The sequence below is a fragment of the Pandoraea commovens genome, from assembly GCF_024704525.1.
GTDB lineage: Bacteria > Pseudomonadota > Gammaproteobacteria > Burkholderiales > Burkholderiaceae > Pandoraea > Pandoraea commovens.
This window is the reverse complement of sequence record NZ_CP102780.1, coordinates 4,283,600-4,305,104: the sequence shown is the minus strand read 5'-3', so window position 1 is coordinate 4,305,104 and position 21,505 is coordinate 4,283,600. Positions and strand designations below refer to the sequence as shown.

Sequence of the window (21,505 nt, the reverse complement as noted above, 5' to 3'; positions counted from 1 at the left end):
GGCCGCAGACTTCCCCGAACTGACCTACGCCGAAGTGCGCGCCGCGCTGCTCGCGCGTGAGGAAATTGCACTGCTCGACGTGCGTGAAGAAGACCCGTTCGCGCAGACGCACCCGCTGTGGGCCGCGAACCTCCCGCTTTCGCGCGTGGAGATCGACGCATGGGCGCGTATTCCGCGCCGCGACACGCGCATCGTCGTCTATGGCGTGCATGACGGCGAAGACCTCGCACCGCGCGCAGCCGCCGTGCTGCGCAAGCTCGGTTACACCGACGTCAATCTGCTGGCGGGCGGTCTGGACGGCTGGATTGCCGCGGGCGGCGAAGTGTTCCGCGACGTGAACGTGCCGAGCAAGGCGTTCGGCGAGTGGGTCGAAGGGCTGCGTCACACGCCGTCGCTCTCGGCGCAGGAAGTGCAGGCGTTGCTCGACGCGGATGCCGACGTCGTGGTCGTCGACGCCCGTCGCTTCGACGAATATCAGACGATGAACATTCCCGGCTCGACGAGCGTGCCCGGTGCCGAACTGGTGCTGCGCGTTCGCGAGCTTGCGCCGGACCCGGCTACGCGCGTGATCGTCAACTGCGCGGGGCGCACGCGCAGCATCATCGGCACGCAATCGCTCGTGAACGCGGGGCTGCCGAATCCCGTCGCAGCGCTGCGTAACGGCACCATCGGCTGGACACTTGCCGGGCAAACGCTGGAGCGCGGCGCGGACCGTCGTCACCCGGCAACTGTGCGAGAGGCCACGCTGGCCGTTGCCCGAGAAGGCGCGCGCGCTGTGGCGGATCGTGCCGGTGTGCGCCGCGTGGCGCTTGAGGACGTGCCATCGCTGAATGCGCCCGGACGCACGGTCTACCGCTTCGACGTGCGCACGCCGGAAGAGTATGCGGTGGGGCATCTGCCGGATTTCGCAAACGTACAAGGCGGTCAGTTGGTGCAGGAGACGGACCATCAGGCACCGGTGCGCGGCGCATGGATCGTGCTGGCGGACGACGATGGCGTACGCGCCGACATGACCGGCTCGTGGCTCGCGCAGATGGGCTGGACGGTGTATGTCGTGGAGCCGCACAGCGCTCATGCCCGTAGCGCGCAAGGCGGCTGGCCGCTGCACACGCCGAGTGCACCGGAAGTCGCCACCGTCACGCCCGCGTTGCTCGCGCGCTGGCTCGACGAAGCGGCGCTGGGGCAGATCGCGGTGCTGGACTTCACGTCCGGCGTCAATTACGTCAAGCGGCATATCCCCGGCGCGTGGTTCGTGATTCGTGCGCGTCTGGCCGAAGCCCTGCGCACCATCGGGCCGGTGCAACGCTATGTGCTGACGTGCGGCTCCAGCTTGCTGGCACGTTTCGCGGCGGCCGACCTGCGTCGTCTGACCGATGCCGAGATCGTAGTGCTCGACGGCGGCACGCAGGCATGGATCAACGCCGGGTTGCCGCTGGAGTCCGGTGAGACACATCTGGGCAGCGCGCGGGATGATCGCTATCGCCGTCCGTACGAAGGCACCGATAATGCGGCCGAGGCCATGCAGGCCTATCTCGACTGGGAGTTCGGTCTCGTCGACCAGTTGCATCGCGACGGCACGCATCACTTTCAGGTGGTGTAAGCCGTCAACGTTCAGGGCATTCGACCGAGTCTGCCGGGGCGCACGCCGTCCCGGCGGTGCGCCCGTGGCATACTCCGGAACTTCCGGCGCTGCCCTGCTTTCGATCCGACCATGCCACTTCCGCGTTTCATCACCCGCCGACTGGAGGCGCTCACCGAGCCGAGCACCCGTATTCCGTACGCGTGGGTGTATCACGAGCCCGACGTCTTCATGCAACGCACGTCGGCGTTCAAAGTCGCCAAAAAATATCTCCACCGCCGTCTGCGTCTCGCGATGAGCGGACAACTGCGCCATGAGGTGCAGCACGTCGCACCGCAAGCGCGCGTGTTGTGGATTTACGGTGGAAAGCATTCCGTGGGCGATGCCGTGATGGATATGTCGGGCCGTGCGCTACTGCGCGGACGCGAAGGCCCCATCGATCTGCTCATCAGCACGGGACTCAAAGCGGTCTTCGAGGGCGACGACATCTTCCGAAATGTCTTCGACGATCCGGCCGCGGTGAATCCGGCCGAGTACGACGTCGTCGTCATGCAGGAATTCAACTACCCGACGTTGCGCATCAAGCGCCGCTTTTTCGCGACGCTCCCCTTCGCGTGCCTGTTTCGCTTTTTCCACGGCCCGGACCGGAATCAGACGCAATTCAGTCTGGCAGCCGTCAACGATGTTTTCGGCCTGGAACTGGCGCCGGACGAACTCTTTACACAGGCGAAGCCGTATTTGCGCGATGAGACGGACTTGCCTGCGGCTGTCGTGAATCAAATGCCTGCGGGACCGTTCATCGTGCTGGCGATGGGGGGCGTGGAGCCGCGCCGCACCTATGCGCATTGGCGCGCGTGCCTCGATGCCTACGATGCGGCGTACGCGCCCGGTCTACCCACGGGTATCGTGCTGTTGGGTTCGGGCAACGGGGCCGATGCCGCCCGGGCGCTCATGGAAGCGAAATTCCGGCATCTCGAAATGGTGTCGTTCGTCGGCCAGTTGACGCTGCGCGACGCGAAGCGCGTGATCGCGAATGCCGCACTGTTCGTCGGCGCCGATGGGGGGCTGATGCACGTGGCCCACACCACGCGAGCGCCAAGCGTGTCGCTGTTTGCTGCTGCGGAGCCGCCGTATCTGCGTCTCACACCGCGCTGTCAGTCGACACCTTTGCAAACGCAAAGCGACGTGAGCGCCCTCGATCCCGCCGAGCTTGCCGAGACCATCATCGCGACCCTCGCCAGTCATCCCCCACGCCTTCGGTAAGGCGTTCATCGCGCGTTCGCGAGCGCTTTGCGCGTCGCGGGTCCGCTCCATCCCCACACCACACAACAGCGCTGTCACCCCTTCACAGAGGTCGGTGACGGCGCTGCTTCGCCTGCGCCGCGCACATTCGCGACCGGCGCATCTTCGGCTCACGTTGCCCTTTTTGTGTCGCCGAAGCAACAAGGGTGACGTCCGATTAATTCGAATGAATTGCCGTGAAAACCAACGTATTCGATCGCCTTTCGGCGGCGTTGACGCTTATCGTTTGCTTCGATCGTCGTCGAGCAAAGAGGATTCAATAACGATTTGTCAGGCACGCAGGTGGAAGTCGGTGAGGTTGTGCCTTATCGATGCAGAAAGAGAATATCTGCGGGCGTGTCGGGATGCTTGTAGTGCGGCGACGAGTGTCCCGACATGCCTTGGGAAGTGCGCGTAGGGGTGCGTGCACTGCCCTACCACTGGCTTGACGTGGCCTGAGAGCTGGTTCCCCTAACCTGGCTTCCAGGACCCTTGTTCCCCGCACAGTTTCGGCTGTGCGGGGATTTTTTCGTTGCCGGTCACCTGTCAACGTTGACAGGTGACGCATTGCCATGTGTCGCCTAAGGTAAGTCGAAATGACTAGGTGTATGCACGTCACGGGTGGTTTTTCTGCATGACGAATCGGATTTTGGCCGCTCAGATGCGAATTTGGCGCATGACAAGAGACTTCGAATAACAACTCGATTGCGCGCAACGCAGACTGAAATGGCATGGCGAAGGGCAACGCCAAGGAACTCGTTTTCTTGAAGTTGTGAGCTGGGATGGCGGAGGCTAGCCCGGTCTTTGGGAGCCAACGATCATGCGTAACTCTATCTCCGTGAAACCTCGGCAGCGCGTGCTGGCGTCGGCTGTCGGGCTGGCCGTCGCGTCGCTCGCTATCCCGGCTCAGGCCGGTACGGTGACATCGGGCACTACCACGGTGGCCGCTCCGGGCGATGCCAATACCACCTGGACGGTGACTAACAACTCCACGTTGAACGTCCAAAGTGGCGCATCGACCAACTGGATATCGTTGAAGGGCGATCCACCCTCGACGGGACGGCCTCAACTGATCATGGACGGCGCGACCGTTATCTCGACGCTGCCGCCGCTCCCCACTTCCCCGCCCGGCTCGACGCCGCCACCGGCGATCAGCGTACGCAACGCCTCGGCAACCATCTCCAACTCTACGATCTCCAGCCCGAACAACATCGGTATCGAATTCGTCACTCAACTGACAGCCGGGCTCCAGCCCTCGACGGGGACGATCACCAACAGTACGGTTTCCGGATTTCAGTACGGCGTGGCGGCGAGCGCCGGGGCGACCGTGACGATCACCAATTCGACCCTGAGCGCTGGCACCGGGACTAACGGCGGGATCAATGGCGGGCTGATCAATTTCGACTCGAACGTGACCGTCAACGGCGGTTCCATCAGTGGCAATCTGGCCGGTGTCGGTGCCATCTCGCTCAATACCGGGCTCTCGATCATCTCGAACACGACGCTCAACGGCGTCGCGGTAAGCGCGGCCAGCGGCCCCGCGATTCTCATTGCACCGGGGCGTCCCATATATACCGGTCACACCGCTAATGTCTTGGTGCAAAACGGCACGTCGCTACAGGGCAGCAATGGGTTCGCGGTACAGGCGAACGGCAGCGTGACAGGCAACGTGACCATCGACGGCGCGAACACGGTGATCGGTGGGGATGTCGGCAGCGACGGCACCGCCACGCTCAATCTCACGCTTCAGAATGCCGCCTCGCTCACCGGCAATCTGACCAATCTGAATTCGCTGGCGGTCAACTCGAGTGCCGTGTGGCGTCAGGCAGGCGACAACACCGTTTCCAACGTGACGATGAATGGCGGCACGATCGACGTCTCCGGTACCGCGCTCGGTACGTCGACGCTGCGTACCTTGAACATCGGCACGCTGGCGGGTAGCGGCACGTTCCAGATGAGCACGAATCTGGGCACACATTCGGGCGATCTGCTCAATGTGACCGGCGCCGCCACCGGCGACTACCAGGTTCTGGTGCGCAACACCGGCGCGCAGCCGACCAACTTCTTGCCGCTGACCATTGTGCAGACCGGCGGAGGCGGTGCAGGCTTCGGGCTGGTCAACGGCAAGGTCGATATCGGCGTGTACACCTACAAGTTGCAACAGCAAGGCAACAACTGGGCGCTCGTGACCGACACCGGTACCCCCATCGACCCGCGCACGGGCGAGGAGACGCTCGGTGTCGTGACGGGAGATCCGGGCGATCCGGCGACCGGCGATCTGTCACCGAGCACGCAGACCGTGCTGGGGCTGTCGTCCGCTGCGCCCTCCGTCTGGTATGGGGAGGCGACAGTCCTTCGCACCCGCATGGGCGAGTTGCGAATGGACGATCAGCGCAATAGCGGTGTCTGGGCACGCACCTTCGGCAAGCAATTCAATGGCAAGCCCAATGCGGGAACCAGCTATCGCCAGACGCAATATGGCGTGGTGGCGGGCGTGGACGGGGTGGTCGGGCAGACATGGGGCGGCTCGTGGCTGGTAGGCGCGATGCTCGGCACCAGCCACAGCAAACTCACCTTCGAGAATGCCTCGACGGGGGGCGTGAATAGCTATTCCGCCGGACTCTACGCGACCTGGCTTGGCCCGACGGGATGGTATTTCGACGGTGTGTTCAAGTACAACCGTTTCCAGAACACTGCCGACGCTGTGATGAACGATGGCGTCGCCGCGCACGGCAGCTTCAACAACAATGGCGTGGGGCTGCAACTGGAGTTCGGCCGACATCTCGAGTTCGGCGATCGCTGGTTTGTGGAGCCTTATGTTCAGTTCTCGGCGCTGGGGGTGAGCGGGGCCGATTACGGACTGACCAACGGGATGGTGTCCAACTCGGCGCACAGCGGGTCCGTACAGGCGCGCGTTGGCGCTGCGTTCGGCAAGACGCTGACGCTGCCCGGTGGCGGCGCGATTCAGCCGTATCTGAAGATTGCGCTGGTCCAGGAATTCATCAAAAGCAACCAGACCACCATCAACGGCATTGTGTTCAACAACGACTTGTCAGGCACGCGCGCGGAGTTTGGCGCCGGGGTGGTCGGGCAATTGCGGCGCAACGCTCAGGTCTATGTGGAAGCTGAGACTGCGGTGGGCAAACGTCTCAACCAGTCCTGGGGAGCGCAGATCGGCGTGCGTTACACCTTCTGAGTCTTTCAACAAAATCTGTGATGATGCTTCAAAATCGATGAAATTTTATTAAATTCACTGATATTCGTCTTAAGTTGACGTAGATTCGCGGTTCTTGCGCATATCGTTCGCCTTGCTTTTTTACCCCGACAAGGATTATCGATATGCCATCCCAAGCCCAGACACCTTTTCGTGTCCGCCTTTTAGCGGCCGCCGCGTCCGCTCTCGTTTTCGCGCCTCTGGCGCACGCGCAAACCAACCCGGTCATGACGATCGACACGCCCGGCCCCGGCGGCATGGCCCACGTTGTCTCGGCGACCGACAACATGGGCGTGACCGTGACGGGCGCAGGAATTGCGAACATCGGCGGCGGGGGCAGAATCTCGATCGATGGCCGGACCCCGATGTCGTACCTGCGTACGACGAATGGCGGCACGAGTTTCATCAGTGAAATCAACATTACGGGCTACGCCGGCGTAGCACCGAGTTCTGCGCTGGCGACCGCGATGTATGGATCGACCGTCACGCTCATCGATTCGACGATCAGGAACTCCGGCGATGTCGCCTTTTGGGCGGCGCGCGGCAATACCGACATGAACGTGCCGGGTTCGACCGTGCACATGGATAACGTGATCCTGGAAGGTAGCGGCCGCGCGCTCGTGGTGGCTGGCGACAGCACGGTCGACGTTAAGAATTCGCACATCTCGGCAACGCGTCGCGACGGTGCGCGCATGAATTACGCCGTGCAGGTGACCGATTCCCAGTTCACTGCCGTCGATACGACGATTTCAGGGTCGGACGCCGCTGTGAAGATCACCACCGAGTCGCGCCCGCAGCGGGCCGGTTCGACGGTCGTGCTGGACAACGCGCGTCTGCTTGCCGAAGGTGCGGGCATTCGAATCGAGCGCGGCGTTCTGAGTGCGCCGGGCGATTTCATGATCGACGTCGATATCAGGAACGGCACGACCATCAAGGCTGACAGTGGCACGCTTCTCAGTGTCACGTCGGTGCCGAATGCGACGACGCCGTATCACGTCAACGTGAACGTGGACAACAGCGTTCTCGAGGGCGACATGATGTTCCATCCAGAACACATGACGAACGAGCCTGTCGACACACGTCTGCGCCTGGACAACCACGCGATCCTGACCGGCCGAATCGACGGTCTGGCCCATCTGCACGTCAACAACGACGCCGAGTGGCGTCTTGTCGACAACCAGGTGCTCGCGGGCGAGGTGATCATGGGCGGCGGCGTGATCGATCTGCGTCATGGCGAGGTCCCCGGTCAGTTCCGTACGCTGGAGATTGCCACGCTTGCGGGCGAGGGCACCTTCCGCATGCAAACGGATCTCGAGCACGGTGGTGCCGACCAACTGCACCTGACCGACAACGATTCGACGGGCCAGTTCAAACTCGACGTGCGCAATACGGGCGCGTTCGCCGCAATACCAGTGCAGCAACTGGTGCAGGACGATGGCGGTGCCGCAACCTTCTCCGTCGTCGGCGGCAAGGTCGATCTCGGCACTCGCGCCTATGAACTGGCGGCGCGCGAGGAAGATGGCAAGCGCTATTGGGAGTTGGTGCGCACCGAAGAGCAATCCAATAGCACCGAGACGGTTCTCGGCGCGGCCAGCGCCCTGCCGACAGTGTGGCTCGGCGAGATCACAACCCTGCGTGCGCGTCTGGGCGAAGTCCGCCTGAACGAAGGCAAGGGCGGTGGCGTGTGGGCGCGTACGTTCGGCAACCGATACAACGCCAAACCGGCGGGCGGCCACGGTTATTCGCAGGATCAGTGGGGCGTGCTCGCTGGCGCCGATGGTATCGTCGCCAGCAACGGCGCGGGCCAGTGGCTCGTCGGTGGGATGGCGGGTACGTCGACCAGCCGGATGAAGTTCGGTGTCGGCTCCACCGGCAGCGTCGAGAGCTACACGGTAGGCATGTACGCGACGTGGCTGGGCAAGAACGGCTATTACTTCGACGGCGTGCTCAAGTACAACCGTTACGCATCCGACCTCGATGTGATGATGCGCGACGGTCGCCGCAGCAAGGGCGACTACCATGCCAATGGTCTCGGTCTATCGACGGAATTTGGCCGCAAGCTGTCGTTCAACAACGGCTGGTTCGTCGAGCCTTATGCGCAAGTCGCCGCCATGATGTCGAGTGCCTCCGACTACACGCTCGATAACGGTATGCAAGTCGACGCGGGGCGTGGCCGTTCGGTGCAGGGCGCGCTGGGTATCGGCGTGGGTAAGACGATCGAAACGAAAATGGGGACGTTCGAGCCTTACGTTCGCGCCGCGGTGGTGCAAGAGTTCGCGAAGAACAACGCGGTCGTGATCAACGGCGAAGCCTTCAATAACGACTTGTCGGGTACGCGCGCAGAGTTCTCCGTCGGTCTCGCGGCCCAGATGCAGAAGAACCTTCAGGCCTATGTCGATACGTCGTACGCCGTGGGCAAGCGTCTCGAAAAGCCTTGGGGCGTCAATGTGGGCGTGCGCTACACGTTCTGAAAATAACGAGAGGCGAAGATACGGCCGGGTGTCGACATGAGCGAACACCTGGCCCGGATCTTCTTCAACCCTGTGCGACGTGATATCGCACAGGGTTTTTTTATTGCCGCTCGCAAAAGAGGCGGGGCTGGTCGACGAACGCCATCGCCGCGTTGTTCTTCACGCGCACGATCTGGAAGTAATCGGTGTTGCCGGGACGAAAACGCGGCAGCAGATGTCGCAAGACTTTCTCCTCGTCCGAGTTGTCGCTCAGCATTCGGGCGCTACGCGTGGTGGTCATGCGCACGGTGTCGGCGAGCGTCTGATAGTCGAACTCCATCGCGCGATGAATTCGCGTCGACGAGCGGCCGTCGGCGATGTAGCCGGCGAAGCGGGAAAACCCCGTGCCGTCCCGGCCAAACGCCGTGTCGAGTTCTCCCCAGACCCGCACCATGCCGGGTTGGGGCGTATCCGAATGTGTCACGATTTCAATGTCGGAGTGACATTGCCAGGGCATGCGCTGCGGCGTTGTGGTCAGCCACACGACCACCCACGGCACGATGACGGCGAGTGCCGTTCCGAGCACAACGTGGCGCAGGCGAATTCGGAGTCTCATTGCAATCACCGGTTGCCCGTCTCCTGCATGACCAGATACGAAACACAGTTCGCATCGGGACGATCAATGGGTTGTCGGCAGAGGAAGTAACTGTACAAATCGTTGTACGCAGTGCCGTTGATGTAGACCAGCCGTTCGGGAAAGTCGACGATCGATTTGGGAGGCTCCTTTTCGATCATGCTCACGCGATTCGCGAGGAACTGGGCGTCACCCGCGCGCTCCGGCGTCACGAAGTAGCGATGGGTCTCGTCGCTCGGCACGGGGACCCATTGGCCCGAACGCGCATGTTGATACAGATTTCCGAGCAACGGCGGAAGCGTTCGGAAAGCATAAATGGCACTTGCCAGCGCGATGATCGTCCAGAGGCCCATCGCGAAGAAGAGATGCGTGGTGCGTACCGGCCGCACAAGCATGCGGTGCCGGGCAAGGGGGGGGACATCGTGGGACGAAGGGATTGTCACCGGCGATGTCGTTGCCACCACGGCGTCCGAGGGGATGGGCGTAAGCGCAGGAACACCGTCTGTCGTCAACGGGATGTCGCCTGGCAATCCCGCTTCCGATGCGGTTGCGGATGCCGTTGGCGACATCGGTGCGAGATCGGATTCAATTTCGCGAACGATCGCTTCCGTGATGGGAAAAGAATTTTCTGGTTCCGAGTCACTTTGGGATTTTTCATCGAAAAAGTGAGGTATCGGAAGCACCGGAGAGGCCGGAAGTACGCTTTCGACTGCGCTGGCGTCGACGAACGGACTGACCTTCACAACGCTGTTCAGGCGATAGCCGATGCGCGGCACGGTTACCAATAACGAGGGGTCGGCACCGGCTTGCTCGAAGGCGCGCCGGATCTGCATGATTGCCTGGCTCAAATTGTTGCTCGTCACGACGGCGCCGTATTGCTCCCATGCCTTGCCGAGCATTGCACGCTTGGTGACGATTTCGCCGTTCGCTTCGAGCAGCACCAGCAAGCACCGGCCTGCTGCCGCGCCCAGTGGGAGCGACACGTTGGGATTCCCTTTGGTAGCAAGCGCAAACGTATCGCTGTCGAAACGTACGGCGTCGCCGATCAGGAGCTTGGCCATCTATGAATGTAAGAAAGCGGCGTTGCGCGTCTGCCACTGGCGCTGCGTCGCGGTGCTGTCGGGGGGACTTCGTTACGTGCATCTCGCGCTTGTGGCAACAGCCGGACGCACTGGTTTTCAACCATAGTACGCCGAAAACGTAGCTTCGGAGTTGGCCCGCCCTTCGACGCCCCGAGTTGAAAAAACGGACCGTTTCCCGATGATCGGGGAAACGGTCCGGCGTGCCGCAATGTACCGGCGAAGCCGTTGAACGAGCGTCCGATCAGGTCGGGCGACTCGGGTCGGTTGGCGGGGTCCTGTTTGCCCGCGTATCGGCGAAGATCATCGGCGCCTGCGGCGACGTGACCGAACCGCGGAGGTTGGTGACCGTCACCCGGGCCGTGACCTGACAGATCGAGTAAAAATATTGCTGACGAGACCATGGGTACCTGAACTCGATAGGTTGTCCCGGCGTGGTCACCGTGACCTCGAACGGTGTCCCGGGAAGCAACGTGTCGCCGACATGGCCGAATTCGGCGAGTGCAACCGGTCCCAGATCGCCGTTTCTGCCAAAGAAGCCGAAAACGTGAATACGCACGCGGTCGCCGACCTGCATATTGAGGTACGGCAGGACGCGAACGATCGAGCCCCCGGCCGCGAACGAGCGCGTGTAATCGAGGTTGTTGTTGGGCGCGCCGACTAGCGGCATGAACACCGGCACCGGTAACCCGCCGCCGCCGCCGGGAAGTTCGGCCGCGCTTTGCACCGTGACGTTCTGCACGCGGGAGTACGACGTATTGGCGACCTCCGTGATGCCGTTAGCAGGGTCGGCTGCACGCACCACGCGTGTGGCGGTGTACGCGGCGGGAATCGCTCCGCTGCCGAACTCGGTGATCTTTGCGAAGGGCAGCACCTGCGTGAGGTCGACGCCGCTCGTCACATCGGCCGGGGTGACGGTATACGTCGCAAATGGCGTGGCGGCCGGCGTGACCAGAGGATCGACGCCGTAGAAGAGCGAGATGACGTCGCCTGCCTGGAACGAGGGGGTACCCGATGCGCCTAGCCACGGGATGACGAAAGTCGCGTCCCTGAGCGAGTCTTCCACCGGAATGTCGTTGATGGGAGCGGGGGCGACCCAGCCTCCCTTGCGCACGATTGGCAGACCGAGGTTATCGTTGGTCGGCGTGTTCGGATCGGCATCGTCTCCGCCCGGCTGCGACAGATCGACGACCACGGTGGCCGCCATGGCTGGCGTACCGAGCAATTCGCCGTTGCGAAGGACCTCGTAGGTGACGGCAATGTTGCCGCTACCCTCGGCCTGAACCGTCGCATACGGGATCGAAATGCTCATGAGCGGCTCGACCGTCCCATCCGCGTTGGTCACGGCGACCGGTGCACTGCGTGTGTTTCCCCAGATGACGACAATCCGGTCGCCGTTCTGAATCTTCGCGTTCAGCGGAATGTCCACGCCGACCGGCGTGCGGGCGTCGGCCTCGCCGATGAGACCGTCATCGTCGAACAAGGGGACGACCGGCGGTGCGAGATCGGTGATGCCTTCCTGAAGACGAATGACGGACGGCACGCCGGGCGAAGTGGTCGACGTGTTGCCCGCCAGATCCTCGATCGTGTAGGTGAACGATACGGGGCCGTCCCCCAGAGAGAGCAACTGGTCGCGGGTGAACGGCACTTGGATCAGATCGTCCTGGCCGCCCAGGGGAATGCGATAGGTACTCGTCGCGGTGGAGCCGTCGGCACCGGTCGCGACGACGGTGATGACATCGCCCGGAAGCCGGTCGGAGTAGCTATGGATGGTGGCATTCACCACATCGCCGAGTGCGGTGAGTACGGCGTCAGTAATGCCGTCGGGCAGGACCTCTGGCGGAAGACTCAGACTGCCCGGATTGGGCATCGCCGGGCGTCTCGTGTCGACGAAGAAGAACACAGGGTCGCTGAAACCCGATTCGTTACCGACGAGATCGGAGATGAGTTGATACCGCACCTGATAATCGCCGTGGGCGCGCGGCGCGGGAATGACGATGGTGATTTCTGCGGCATCGCTTTCAGCCCGGGTAATCGCACGCTGCAGCTGAAGCTCGCCGTTGATCGACACTTCGACCAGATCGCCTTCAAAGTAGCCGTCAATGCTGGCGCGATCGAGCGTCGCCCTGAGCGTAAGCGGCTTGTCGTTCGCCGATGCCAGCAGCAGTCCATTCGCAGGAAATCCGGGGGGCAACGGTGCCAGGAGTTCTACGGGAAGTGTCGGCGTGTAGATGTCGATCCCGGAGTCGCTTTGCACCTTGATTCGAGGGGCCGCGACCTGATCGCCTACCGGCACGATCAGTGGCGTATTTTCATCGGTTCTCATAACAGAACTCCTTACCAGTGGAAGTCGGCGCGTGCGCGTTGCTTGCTGGCTGTCGGGGCCATGCCTCCATGCTCGCGACTCGCGAGCAGATCCGCCGGGCGCACACCGTTGGCGGGTGACCATTGTTAATCCGCAGTCTGCTGCCGGGTAACTGTCAACCTTGACAGTTGGCGCACACAAATCAAGCGTGGCTTGATGGAGCTCCGGAGTGCCGGGTGCGCTATCGTCGCGCCCGGGCATTCGACGGCTCATCGAATTCCTGCGGAGACGAACCATGCCGACGACCGACGTTCTTTTCGCGCTGCAACCCGAGACATCGACAAGCGACGCGCTTGTCTTTGCGCCTGTGCAGCGCGATCTCATTTCGATTAATACCGACCTTCAATCGATTATCGTGCCGGTGGTCCTGGCATACGGCGGCGTCGGCTTTCGCGATGTTCAGCAACCCGACGCAAAGCTCCTCGTGACCATTGCGCCGAATGTGCTTTTCGAGCTCGGCGACGTCTTCAGGGTGTTCTGGGGTACTGACCAGTTCGCTGCGGCCGTGCACACGATGACGCCGGAAGACAGGAACCTGCCCATCACGCTCGAGATCGACGTGACGTTGATTCAACGTATCGGCGACGGCCTGATTCCGGTCTGGTTCACGCTGACGTCTGCCTTCACTGGCGACGTGCAGCGCTCCCCGGATGCGCTGGTGCGCGTGAAGATGACGGTGCCGGGCGGTCGCGATCCGAACCCGGTCGATACGCCTTACACCAACGAGAACCTCGCCGCGCCGACCATTCCGCCGGGCATCATCGGCGTGCCGGAAGCGGAAACCGGCGTGCCTGTCACGGTGCCCCCCTGGCTGAACATGGCCGTAGGCGATCGGCTGCGCATTCGCTGGGGCATCGAGTCGGTGCGTCACCCGCCGCTCACGCAGGCGGAAGTCGGCAAACCGGTCACGGTAGTTATCGACAAGAACACGATCCTTGCTGGCGGGGATAGCGAGAATCTGATGGTCACGTACGACATCGACGACGTGGTGAGCGAATGGTCGTTTAACTCGCCGCCGGCGTTCGTCAACGTCGAAGCGAGCGGCGCGACGCTTGCCGTGCCGTACATCCTTCAGGCGCCCAGCGGCGACCTTGACTATGCCGCGCTAAGTGGCCGCGACGCGGATGTCGTGGTGATGTATCTGAGTCCGCCGATGGCTATCGGCGACACCGTGCTCGTGGTCTTCGAAGGACTCTCCGGCGACGGCATTACGGTTCGCCACGAAATGACGGCGCGCGTCACCACAGCCGGTGCGCTCATCACGACCAAGCTGCCGAATGCCGTGGTGCGCACCATCACGCCGGGTACCGCGTCGGTCTATTACTTCGTGCGTAGCGGAACGACGGAGAAGGGGCGTTCGCGGCGGCTGTACTTGCGCGTACTCGGTGAGCGGGGCGGGCTGGCAGCGCCGCGCGTTCGCGAGGCAACCGCCAACCGCCAACTCGATCCCATCAACACCCCCAACGGTGCCAACGTGGAGATCGACCCCTACGTGGGAATGAGCGAAGGGGATCTCGTGTCATTGCGTTGGGAAGGCACCCGTGCGAACGGCACGCCGATGGTGTACACGTCGTGCAGGACGCTGACGGCGGCCGATATTCAGAATCGCGTGGACTTTCTGGTGCCGCCGCTCTATGTCGATACCCTGTTGGGCGGCACGGTGGACGTGTTCTACACGGTGACGCCGGCTTCGGGCGACAGACTCACGCGCGTGTCGGATGTCCTCACGCTCAACGTGGTCGGCGCGAATTTGCTGCCACGCCCCGAAGTGGCGGGCGTGACCAATGGACAACTGACGCCGCCGACGAACCCGACGCAAGGTGTCGAGTTGACCGTGTTGCCCTACACGTTGATGAGCGCGGGCGACGTGATCGAGTGGTTCTGGGACGGTCCGACCACCGCGGGTACTACGCGCGGGCGCGTCGTCGTCACCGACCCCAGCCGGGCTGTCACGGTGACGGTTCCCCGTTCGGTCGTCGATGCGAATTCCGCCGGGCTCGCCTCGGTCGACGCGCATTACCGCGTGACGCGCGCCGGTCAGGCCACGACGCAGGATTCGGTCATCAATCGTTTCACCGTACTGGCTGCCCCGCAGCCGGGGTTGCCCCCGCCGCTGGTCGACGAGGCACCGATGGGCGTACTGGACCCCGAAGCGCTGACGGGCAGTTTCGTCACGGTACGCATCAAACCGTATCCCGGCATGCGCAACGGCGACCGTGTGACCGTGCGATGGGGGGAGGGCACCGGCGGCGGCGAGCAGATTCGCATGATCGACATCACGACGAACATCGAGAATATGGATATCACGATGCGCGTGGACAGGAGCCGGGTGGACTTCTTCCAGGACAGCTCGGTCGTCGTGAACTACACCGTCAATCGCCTTGACGGTACCCGCCAGGATTCCGAGGACTTTACGGTAGTCGTGCGCACCGAGCGTCGGTGGCCGGCACCGCGCGTTGTGGACGCAGTCGGCGACTTCCTCGATCCTGCACTGGCCGCCCTTGGTGCGGAAACCATCGTGCTGCGCTACGCCGATATGATGCGCAGCGATCGCCTCATCATGCATTGGGGCAATCCGGGTGACGTCGGGTTCTACACCGACAGCATTACGGTGAGCACCGTCCGCGATTATCACTTCCTGCTCAGTGCCGCCACGGTCGCGCCGTGGATCAATCGCACCGTACCGGTCTGGTACGAAGTGCAGCGCGGCGGGGTGGTGCGATTCCGTTCCGAGGTGCTCCAGTTGCGCATCGGCATGAACGAACAGCCGGCGCTGCCCGCACCGTCGGTGCCGGAAGCCGACGGCACCGTGCTCGACCCCTCGAAGCTCACCACCGGTGCGACCGCGACGATTCCGGCCTACCCCGGCATGGCCAGTGGCGACTTCATCGTCATGACGTGGGGTGGCGGGCCGGGCAGCGGCGGGTTGGAGTGGGAGATCGACGTGTCGGCTGCCATGGTCGGGCGGCCGATCACGCGGCCGATCCCGATGGCGAACATCACACCGTTCGAAGGACGAGACGTCACGCTGCAATACAGCGTCGACGGCATTCGGCCACCCCGCCGCGTGTCAGATCCCCTGACGCTGACGGTGCGTCGTCAGTCGCTTCAGATCGGCGCTCCGCGCGTGCCGTCCGTACAGAATGGCGTGCTGGATCCGCGTGAAGTGCCTCAGGGCGCGCAGGTGCTGGTCGACTTCAGCAACGTCATGCGTCAGGGCGACACCATCCGCCTGCATTGGGAAAACTCGATTGCGGCGGGTAGCGACGAGCGGACTGCGACCGTCGGCAGCACGCAGAATCCCATTGCGTTCACCATCGGCGCGGACAAGGTTCAGGCGGGCACGGGGGGCAATGTCTCCGTCTGGTACGAAGTGGTGCGTCTGAATGCGGTCATCGCGACGAGTGCGCGGCTGGATTTCGTCGTCCGCCGTTCGGCGCTGCCCTTGCCGATCATCCTGCAGGCCGTCGGGCAGGTCCTGGACCCGACCGCCGTGCCAGCCACGGGCGCCACCGTGCGGCTCGCGGCGACAGGGTTATTCCGGGCCAACGATCGGATCGAATTGCGGGTGGTCGGGGCCGCTGGCGCGGGTTCCGGGACGTTCACGCACGTGGTGCTGGCGTCGCAGGAAGGTTCGCATATCGACATTGTCGTGCCGAAGAGCGTGATCGACGCGAACAATGGCGGCGCGCCCATGACACTGAGCTATTCGGTGACGCGTGGCACCCTCGTCGAGAATTCCGGACCGAACGTGTACGACGTGCGGCGTGAGCTGGGCGTCGGCGATCTGCGCGTGGTCGGCGCGCGTAACAACGGTACGTCCTACCGGGCGTCGGCAATGCCGCAGTACCTGCGCGCCCTCGATCGCACGACGCGCAACGACATGTTGGCCGAATGGCGGTATTCGGACGAGCAAGCCTGGACGTCTGCCGTTTCGTTCAAGGACACACGCCCGTGGATGCCGCTGCGCGTGCGCTCAAGCACCAACCAGGTCACGATCAATCCGGTGAATCTCTTCGGCAACGGCTCCGACAGCGTGACGGCGAATGGTGTAGCGGCAATGAGCGCGATCTTCGCTCGCAGGAACATCGATGCCTGGGGGGCCGACGCACACGGCGGCGTGGTTCGTCCGACGACCTATCTCACGCTGGATGACATCGTGGAGATTTCGGCAACACGCAGTGCGTTCGCCATCCGTCGCGCGGGTGGACAGATCGCCGGTTGGGGCAATAGCGCCGAAGGCGGGGCGAGCGCCCTCTTCGCGAGTGTCAACGATGCTGTGCGTATTCACGGCAACAGCCGGGCATTCGTCGTCGTGCGCGGGCAGGGTTACCTGAGCGCATGGGGCACCGGCGCATCAGGGGCATCGCTCTCGACGGCCGCAGCCAATCTGAGAGACGTCAGGTCGGTGGCTGTCGCAGGCAACGCGTTCTGTGCCCTGACCAGCCGTCGCACGGTCGTCGCCTGGGGCGAGCAAGCCAACGGCGGTAACCCCAGTCAGGCGATCACCGGTCTGAACGACATCATCGACATACGCGGCAATTTCACGGCGTTCTGCGCCTTGCGCGCGAACGGCTCGGTCGTGGCATGGGGCGCGGGCGTCGACGATGGCAGGCAGATCGCCGGTCGGTTCGACATTGTGGAACTGGCCAGCGCCACGGCGCGCGCCTTTGCGGTGCGCACCCGAGCGGGCGGGGTCCTCGCGTTCGGCCTGGGCGCGTACGGCGGCACGCCTGACAACTCCATAACCAGTCTGACCAATGTCGAAGAGGTGACGGCGACATGGGGCGCGTTCGCGGCCCGGCTCAGCAACGGTGCTGTCGTTTGCTGGGGCGACGGCGCCCGTGGTGCGACCGTGCCGGATGCGATCGCGCGCCGTCGCGACATCGTCCACGTCGTCGGCACAGCGGGCGCCTTCGCTGCGCTCACGCGTAGCGGCACGGTGGTTGCCTGGGGGAATCAGTCGCAAGGCGGTAACGCCGTGCCGGTCGCCGGTCAGTTGACGGACATCGTCGCGCTCTATTCCACCACGGAAGCATTTTGTGCGGTCAGAGCAACGGGGGGCGTCGTGACCTGGGGCGTAGCGAACGGCGGGGCAACCATTCCGGCTGCGATCCGCGCGAATCTCGATACGAACTTCTTCTATCAGGCGACTGCGGGGGGGGTGTCATTGGCGACCCCGCAAGGAAAGGCTGCGATGTTGGCTACGGTATGACCCACGCTGCGCTGGCGCGGTCCATGCGAGCCGTGTGGACCCGCTGACGCTAACAGGAAACGTTTCGGGAGATCGATCATGGACGATGGCAAGAGCAGTGTTGACCCGGCAGGCGCGGGTGCAGGCGGTGCGCCGCTGCCCCCGCCGATGTGCAACGACGCAGTGAACGGCACCCTTCCGCTAGGCGAACTGGGCATGCGCGGCGCCTGCTTTTCGGTTGCCGCGTACCCCGGCATGCGCGAGGGCGATTACGTGTCGCTGCGTTTCGACGGTGGCGCTTCGGGGGCGGGCGCCATCGACTTCGATGTGACATCGAATTGGGTCGGAAAGGACCTGGAGATGTGGGTGCCGTGGCCCAGACTCAAGACATTGGCCGCCCGTAACGTGACGGTGGACTATGTCTTGCAGCGAGTCGGCAGCGGCGTCGGCGAAGCTTCGACGGCGGTCACGTTGAACGTCGAAGCGTTCCCGGTTGGTGGGGCCGGGCGTCGACGTCGCAGTGCCGATGAAGACGACGAACCGCGCGTGCGCGGCGAACGGAAGGACTTCCGAAATCGCACGCGGTGGCAGAGCTAGGCCCGATCGCGTCATTCGCTGACATTCGAAAGTAGTAGGAGGTAATCATGGCAGAAGGCACTCTGGTCGCTGCTGCGGCAACCCTTGCGGCGCCGGTTAGCAACGAAGCAAAGAATGGGGCGGTCAACCCGCCGGACTTGTCGGCGCGTGGCGCGACCTTCACAGTCAAGAGCTATCCGGCGATGGCCGACGGCGACTACGTCCAGTTGTTCTTCACGGTCGATGGCGTCAGGACGCAGGTCGGGGAGTACGACGTCTCGGATACCAAGGTCGGTACAGACCTCGTCATTACGGTGCCAAAGGCGACGATGACCGCAGCACTGAACAAGACGATCAGCGTCGACTATGTGGTGTCGCCGTTCGATGGAGACGATTTGACGTCTGCGTCATTGCCGCTGTTCATCGGGGTTCGGGCAGTGACCAAGCTCATTGCGCCGGTAGTGGTGGAGGCGACGGGAGACCAGCTGGACGTCGAATATCTCGACTACGGCATCTCGGTGCGCATTCCGATCTACTCGGGCATGGCGATTAACGATGAGATTCGTCTGCTGATCGGCACGCCGGGCGAATCGTTCTACACGGACAAGATCAAGGTCCGTGCAGTGCGAGCGGTGACGTTCTCGGTGCCGCCAGAGGCCATCGTGCCGTTCAAGAATCGGAAGGTGCCGGTGGCCTATGAGGTGGTGCGTGCGGGCGTCGTCGTGGCGTCCTGATCGTCAAGGAGAGTCATCATGGATGAGAGCAACACCAACAGCAACACCGAGGCGACCGACACGGTGCCGGTCGCGGAGATCTCGGGCATTGCACCCGCCGCAGATGCCGCAGTTGTGGCACAGCCGTCCACATCCGCTACCGAACCGCTGCTCGCGCCCACGGGCGTCGACGTGGAGGACGGCAAGCTGGTCTTGCGCACGGTCGGCATGCGTGGTGCGGCGTTCACGATTGCGCCTTATAGCGGTATGAGCGAGGGCGACAGTGTGTCCCTGCGTGTGAGCGGCGGGGACGCGGGCGTCGTCTCGACCGATTTCGACGTGACCGAGAACTGGATCGGCGAGGACATCACGCTATGGGTGCCGTGGCCGAAGCTCAAGGCACTCGCGGGGCGTGATATCACGGTGGACTACATCGTGCGCCCGGCCGCAGGTGGCGCGCAACGGGTGTCGGACACGCTCGGCGTGCACGTTGAGGCGCTGGGGAAGGAGGGTCTCGGCGAGCGGCGCTCACGATGGGTTGCTGGGGGAGGGAATGCCGACGATGGCGATAGTGACGCCGCACGACGTCGCGCACGCCGCGAGGCGAGGGCCGACCGAACGCGCTGGGCGAGCTAGCCGATGCGGCCCGGGCGACGTGCATGGCGGCACGACGACCGGGCGCGACGCGAGGCACTTTCCCGGCCATCATTCTTGAGTGGAGCACGATCATGGATCGCGACGACGTATCGGTGTTGGCAGCCGCTGCGGCAGTCCTTGAAGCGCCGAGAGTTACCGAAGCGACCGGTAACAATCTCGACCCTGCGACGGACCCGGCCACAGTGGAAATTCCCGTGTATACGGGCAAGGCGTTGGACGACCTCGTCACCCTGAATTGGCGAGGACGCTCGGCAGCCGCAAACTTTTCAGATGCGTTACGGGTGAGCGCGTCTGCCGTGACGCGAGTGCAGCGTTTCTCCGTGCCGGGCACTGTCATCCTTGCGGGCGAGGGCGGGACGGTCAGCGCGACCTATACCGTGACACATCGTAACGGGGTGACGGACACGTCCCGCGCGCTCACCCTCCAGATCGGTGAGCCTGCGCCGGAGCCGGGGCTCGTCGATCCGCCGGTCATCGATGGCGTTGTGGGCGGGGTGTTGAATCTGGAGAGCGTGCCCGCACAAGGCGCATCGGCGACGATCAGGCCGTACGCGGGAATGGCGCGCTTCGATGTCGTGTTCATCAACATCGACAACGCCAGGTGGGAAGACGCGAAACGCATCGAACTGCCCACCGACGTCAACCAGCCGGTGCGATTCACCATTCCTCGCGAGGTACTTGCCAGCATCTCCGGCCGCGAAGTCGTGGTGAAAACGCAGGTCATGCTGGCGAACGGCACGCTCATCCACTCGAACGATTCGAGGATACGGGTGCTGGAACCGGTCGGCGCGCTGCCTGCCGTCGACGTGCCACAAGCCCAGTCCCAGACGATCGATCCTGTCACGCTCAATACCCCTACGGTGCAGGTGCGGGTCAGGCCTTATCCGGGCATTGCAACGGGCGACGTGGTGGAACTCTCCTGGACCAACGCCAGTGGCGCACCGGCCCCGTTCGTGGCCCGCAGCACGGTGGGTGCGACACCGCAGGATGACATCCTCTTCGAAGTCCCGCGCATTCACGTCGACCAGAACGTCGATCGTTCGGCGACGATCTCATACGCCGTAGTGCGCGGCACGGCCATGCCCGTGCGCTCGGCGGCCTATCTGTTGTATGTGGGCGCGCCCTTCGATGCGCCCGCGACGATCGATCTGGCCGTACACGGCTACATCATCGGCGAGCGGCCTCCGCTTGCGCCCCCCAATTTCGCCATGCTCACGCGCGAGGCGAGATTCGGCACGGCGCCGTACACCTATCGCTCGGACGACACTACAGTGGCGCAGATCGATGCCAATGGGCGCGTGACGGCAACCGGCAACGGGACGGTGAGGATTACCGCGACAGACGGCCTCGGACAGTCGCGCAGCTTCACCCTGACGGTGCGCGGCGCACGCCAGATGTTTTTCGTCAGCGGCAATCAGACCCAGGCGGGCGCACGCATCGCATGTACGACTGCAAGGCTGGTGTTGCCGAGCGTGGACGAAATGCAGGCGTTCTGGCGAACTTATTTCCCCAGCAGCGGGCCAGTGGGTCGTCATATGGGGTGGCTCAGTTACCACTTTTGGACGAGTACGCCGCTGGACGCGGCGACTGCGGTGACCTACGACCTGAGCGGCGGATCGGAGGAGAGAAATGTGAGCGGCCGCCGCCTGACCGATCGGCTTCAGGTGGTGGGCATCACGCCCCCGTGACGTCCGGCGTTACCCATGCGACGCGCAATCGTACCCTTGTGACGCTTGCCTGACGTCGCTTCGATTCCTGTCTGA

General features: G+C 63.5%; 12 protein-coding genes. 9 read left to right on the top strand and 3 right to left on the bottom strand.

Going from position 1 to position 21,505, the window contains the following annotated elements:
* Positions 1-19 precede the first annotated feature (19 nt).
* The 4 genes from NTU39_RS19345 (at position 20) to NTU39_RS19330 (ending at position 8,545) form a co-directional block, all read left to right on the top strand.
* Positions 20-1,600 carry a rhodanese-related sulfurtransferase gene (locus NTU39_RS19345; protein WP_257960108.1) on the top strand — a complete coding sequence of 527 codons (1,581 nt, stop codon included), beginning with the start codon at positions 20-22 and terminating at the stop codon, positions 1,598-1,600.
* A 111-nt stretch (positions 1,601-1,711) separates the two neighbouring features.
* On the top strand, positions 1,712-2,842 hold the full coding sequence (locus tag NTU39_RS19340; RefSeq protein WP_150666006.1) for a glycosyltransferase family 9 protein: 1,131 nt from the start codon (positions 1,712-1,714) through the stop codon (positions 2,840-2,842).
* 838 nt (positions 2,843-3,680) lie between these two features.
* Positions 3,681-6,056 carry an autotransporter outer membrane beta-barrel domain-containing protein gene (locus NTU39_RS19335; RefSeq protein ID WP_257958323.1) on the top strand — a complete coding sequence of 792 codons (2,376 nt, stop codon included), beginning with the start codon at positions 3,681-3,683 and terminating at the stop codon, positions 6,054-6,056.
* A gap of 245 nt (positions 6,057-6,301) precedes the next feature.
* Positions 6,302-8,545, top strand: coding sequence for an autotransporter outer membrane beta-barrel domain-containing protein (locus tag NTU39_RS19330; RefSeq protein WP_257958321.1), 2,244 nt, complete (start codon positions 6,302-6,304; stop codon positions 8,543-8,545).
* Between the two features lie 100 nt (positions 8,546-8,645).
* On the opposite strand, the gene NTU39_RS19325 is transcribed toward NTU39_RS19330, so the two are convergent.
* The 3 genes from NTU39_RS19325 to NTU39_RS19315 form a co-directional block, all read right to left on the bottom strand.
* Positions 8,646-9,140 (bottom strand): hypothetical protein, encoded by a 495-nt coding sequence (locus NTU39_RS19325; RefSeq protein WP_150666009.1) that lies wholly within the window; start codon positions 9,138-9,140, stop codon positions 8,646-8,648.
* A gap of 5 nt (positions 9,141-9,145) precedes the next feature.
* On the bottom strand, positions 9,146-10,219 hold the full coding sequence (locus tag NTU39_RS19320; RefSeq protein ID WP_257958319.1) for a winged helix-turn-helix domain-containing protein: 1,074 nt from the start codon (positions 10,217-10,219) through the stop codon (positions 9,146-9,148).
* A 262-nt stretch (positions 10,220-10,481) separates the two neighbouring features.
* Positions 10,482-12,563: a hypothetical protein gene (locus tag NTU39_RS19315; RefSeq protein WP_150666011.1), complete on the bottom strand. Its 2,082-nt coding sequence runs from the start codon at positions 12,561-12,563 to the stop codon at positions 10,482-10,484.
* A gap of 274 nt (positions 12,564-12,837) precedes the next feature.
* Here NTU39_RS19315 and NTU39_RS19310 point away from each other — a divergent pair, with 274 nt between their 5' ends.
* The 5 genes from NTU39_RS19310 to NTU39_RS19290 all read left to right on the top strand — a co-directional run bounded on the left by NTU39_RS19310 (position 12,838) and on the right by NTU39_RS19290 (position 21,430).
* Complete coding sequence (locus NTU39_RS19310) at positions 12,838-17,817, top strand: RCC1 domain-containing protein (protein ID WP_257958318.1); 4,980 nt, start codon at positions 12,838-12,840, stop codon at positions 17,815-17,817.
* Between the two features lie 78 nt (positions 17,818-17,895).
* Complete coding sequence (locus NTU39_RS19305) at positions 17,896-18,393, top strand: hypothetical protein (protein ID WP_150666013.1); 498 nt, start codon at positions 17,896-17,898, stop codon at positions 18,391-18,393.
* Positions 18,394-18,440: 47 nt separating this feature from the next.
* On the top strand, positions 18,441-19,106 hold the full coding sequence (locus tag NTU39_RS19300) for a hypothetical protein (protein WP_257958317.1): 666 nt from the start codon (positions 18,441-18,443) through the stop codon (positions 19,104-19,106).
* An 18-nt stretch (positions 19,107-19,124) separates the two neighbouring features.
* Positions 19,125-19,721 (top strand): hypothetical protein, encoded by a 597-nt coding sequence (locus NTU39_RS19295; RefSeq protein ID WP_257958316.1) that lies wholly within the window; start codon positions 19,125-19,127, stop codon positions 19,719-19,721.
* 23 nt (positions 19,722-19,744) lie between these two features.
* Positions 19,745-21,430 carry an immunoglobulin-like domain-containing protein gene (locus NTU39_RS19290; protein WP_257958315.1) on the top strand — a complete coding sequence of 562 codons (1,686 nt, stop codon included), beginning with the start codon at positions 19,745-19,747 and terminating at the stop codon, positions 21,428-21,430.
* Positions 21,431-21,505: the final 75 nt, after the last annotated feature.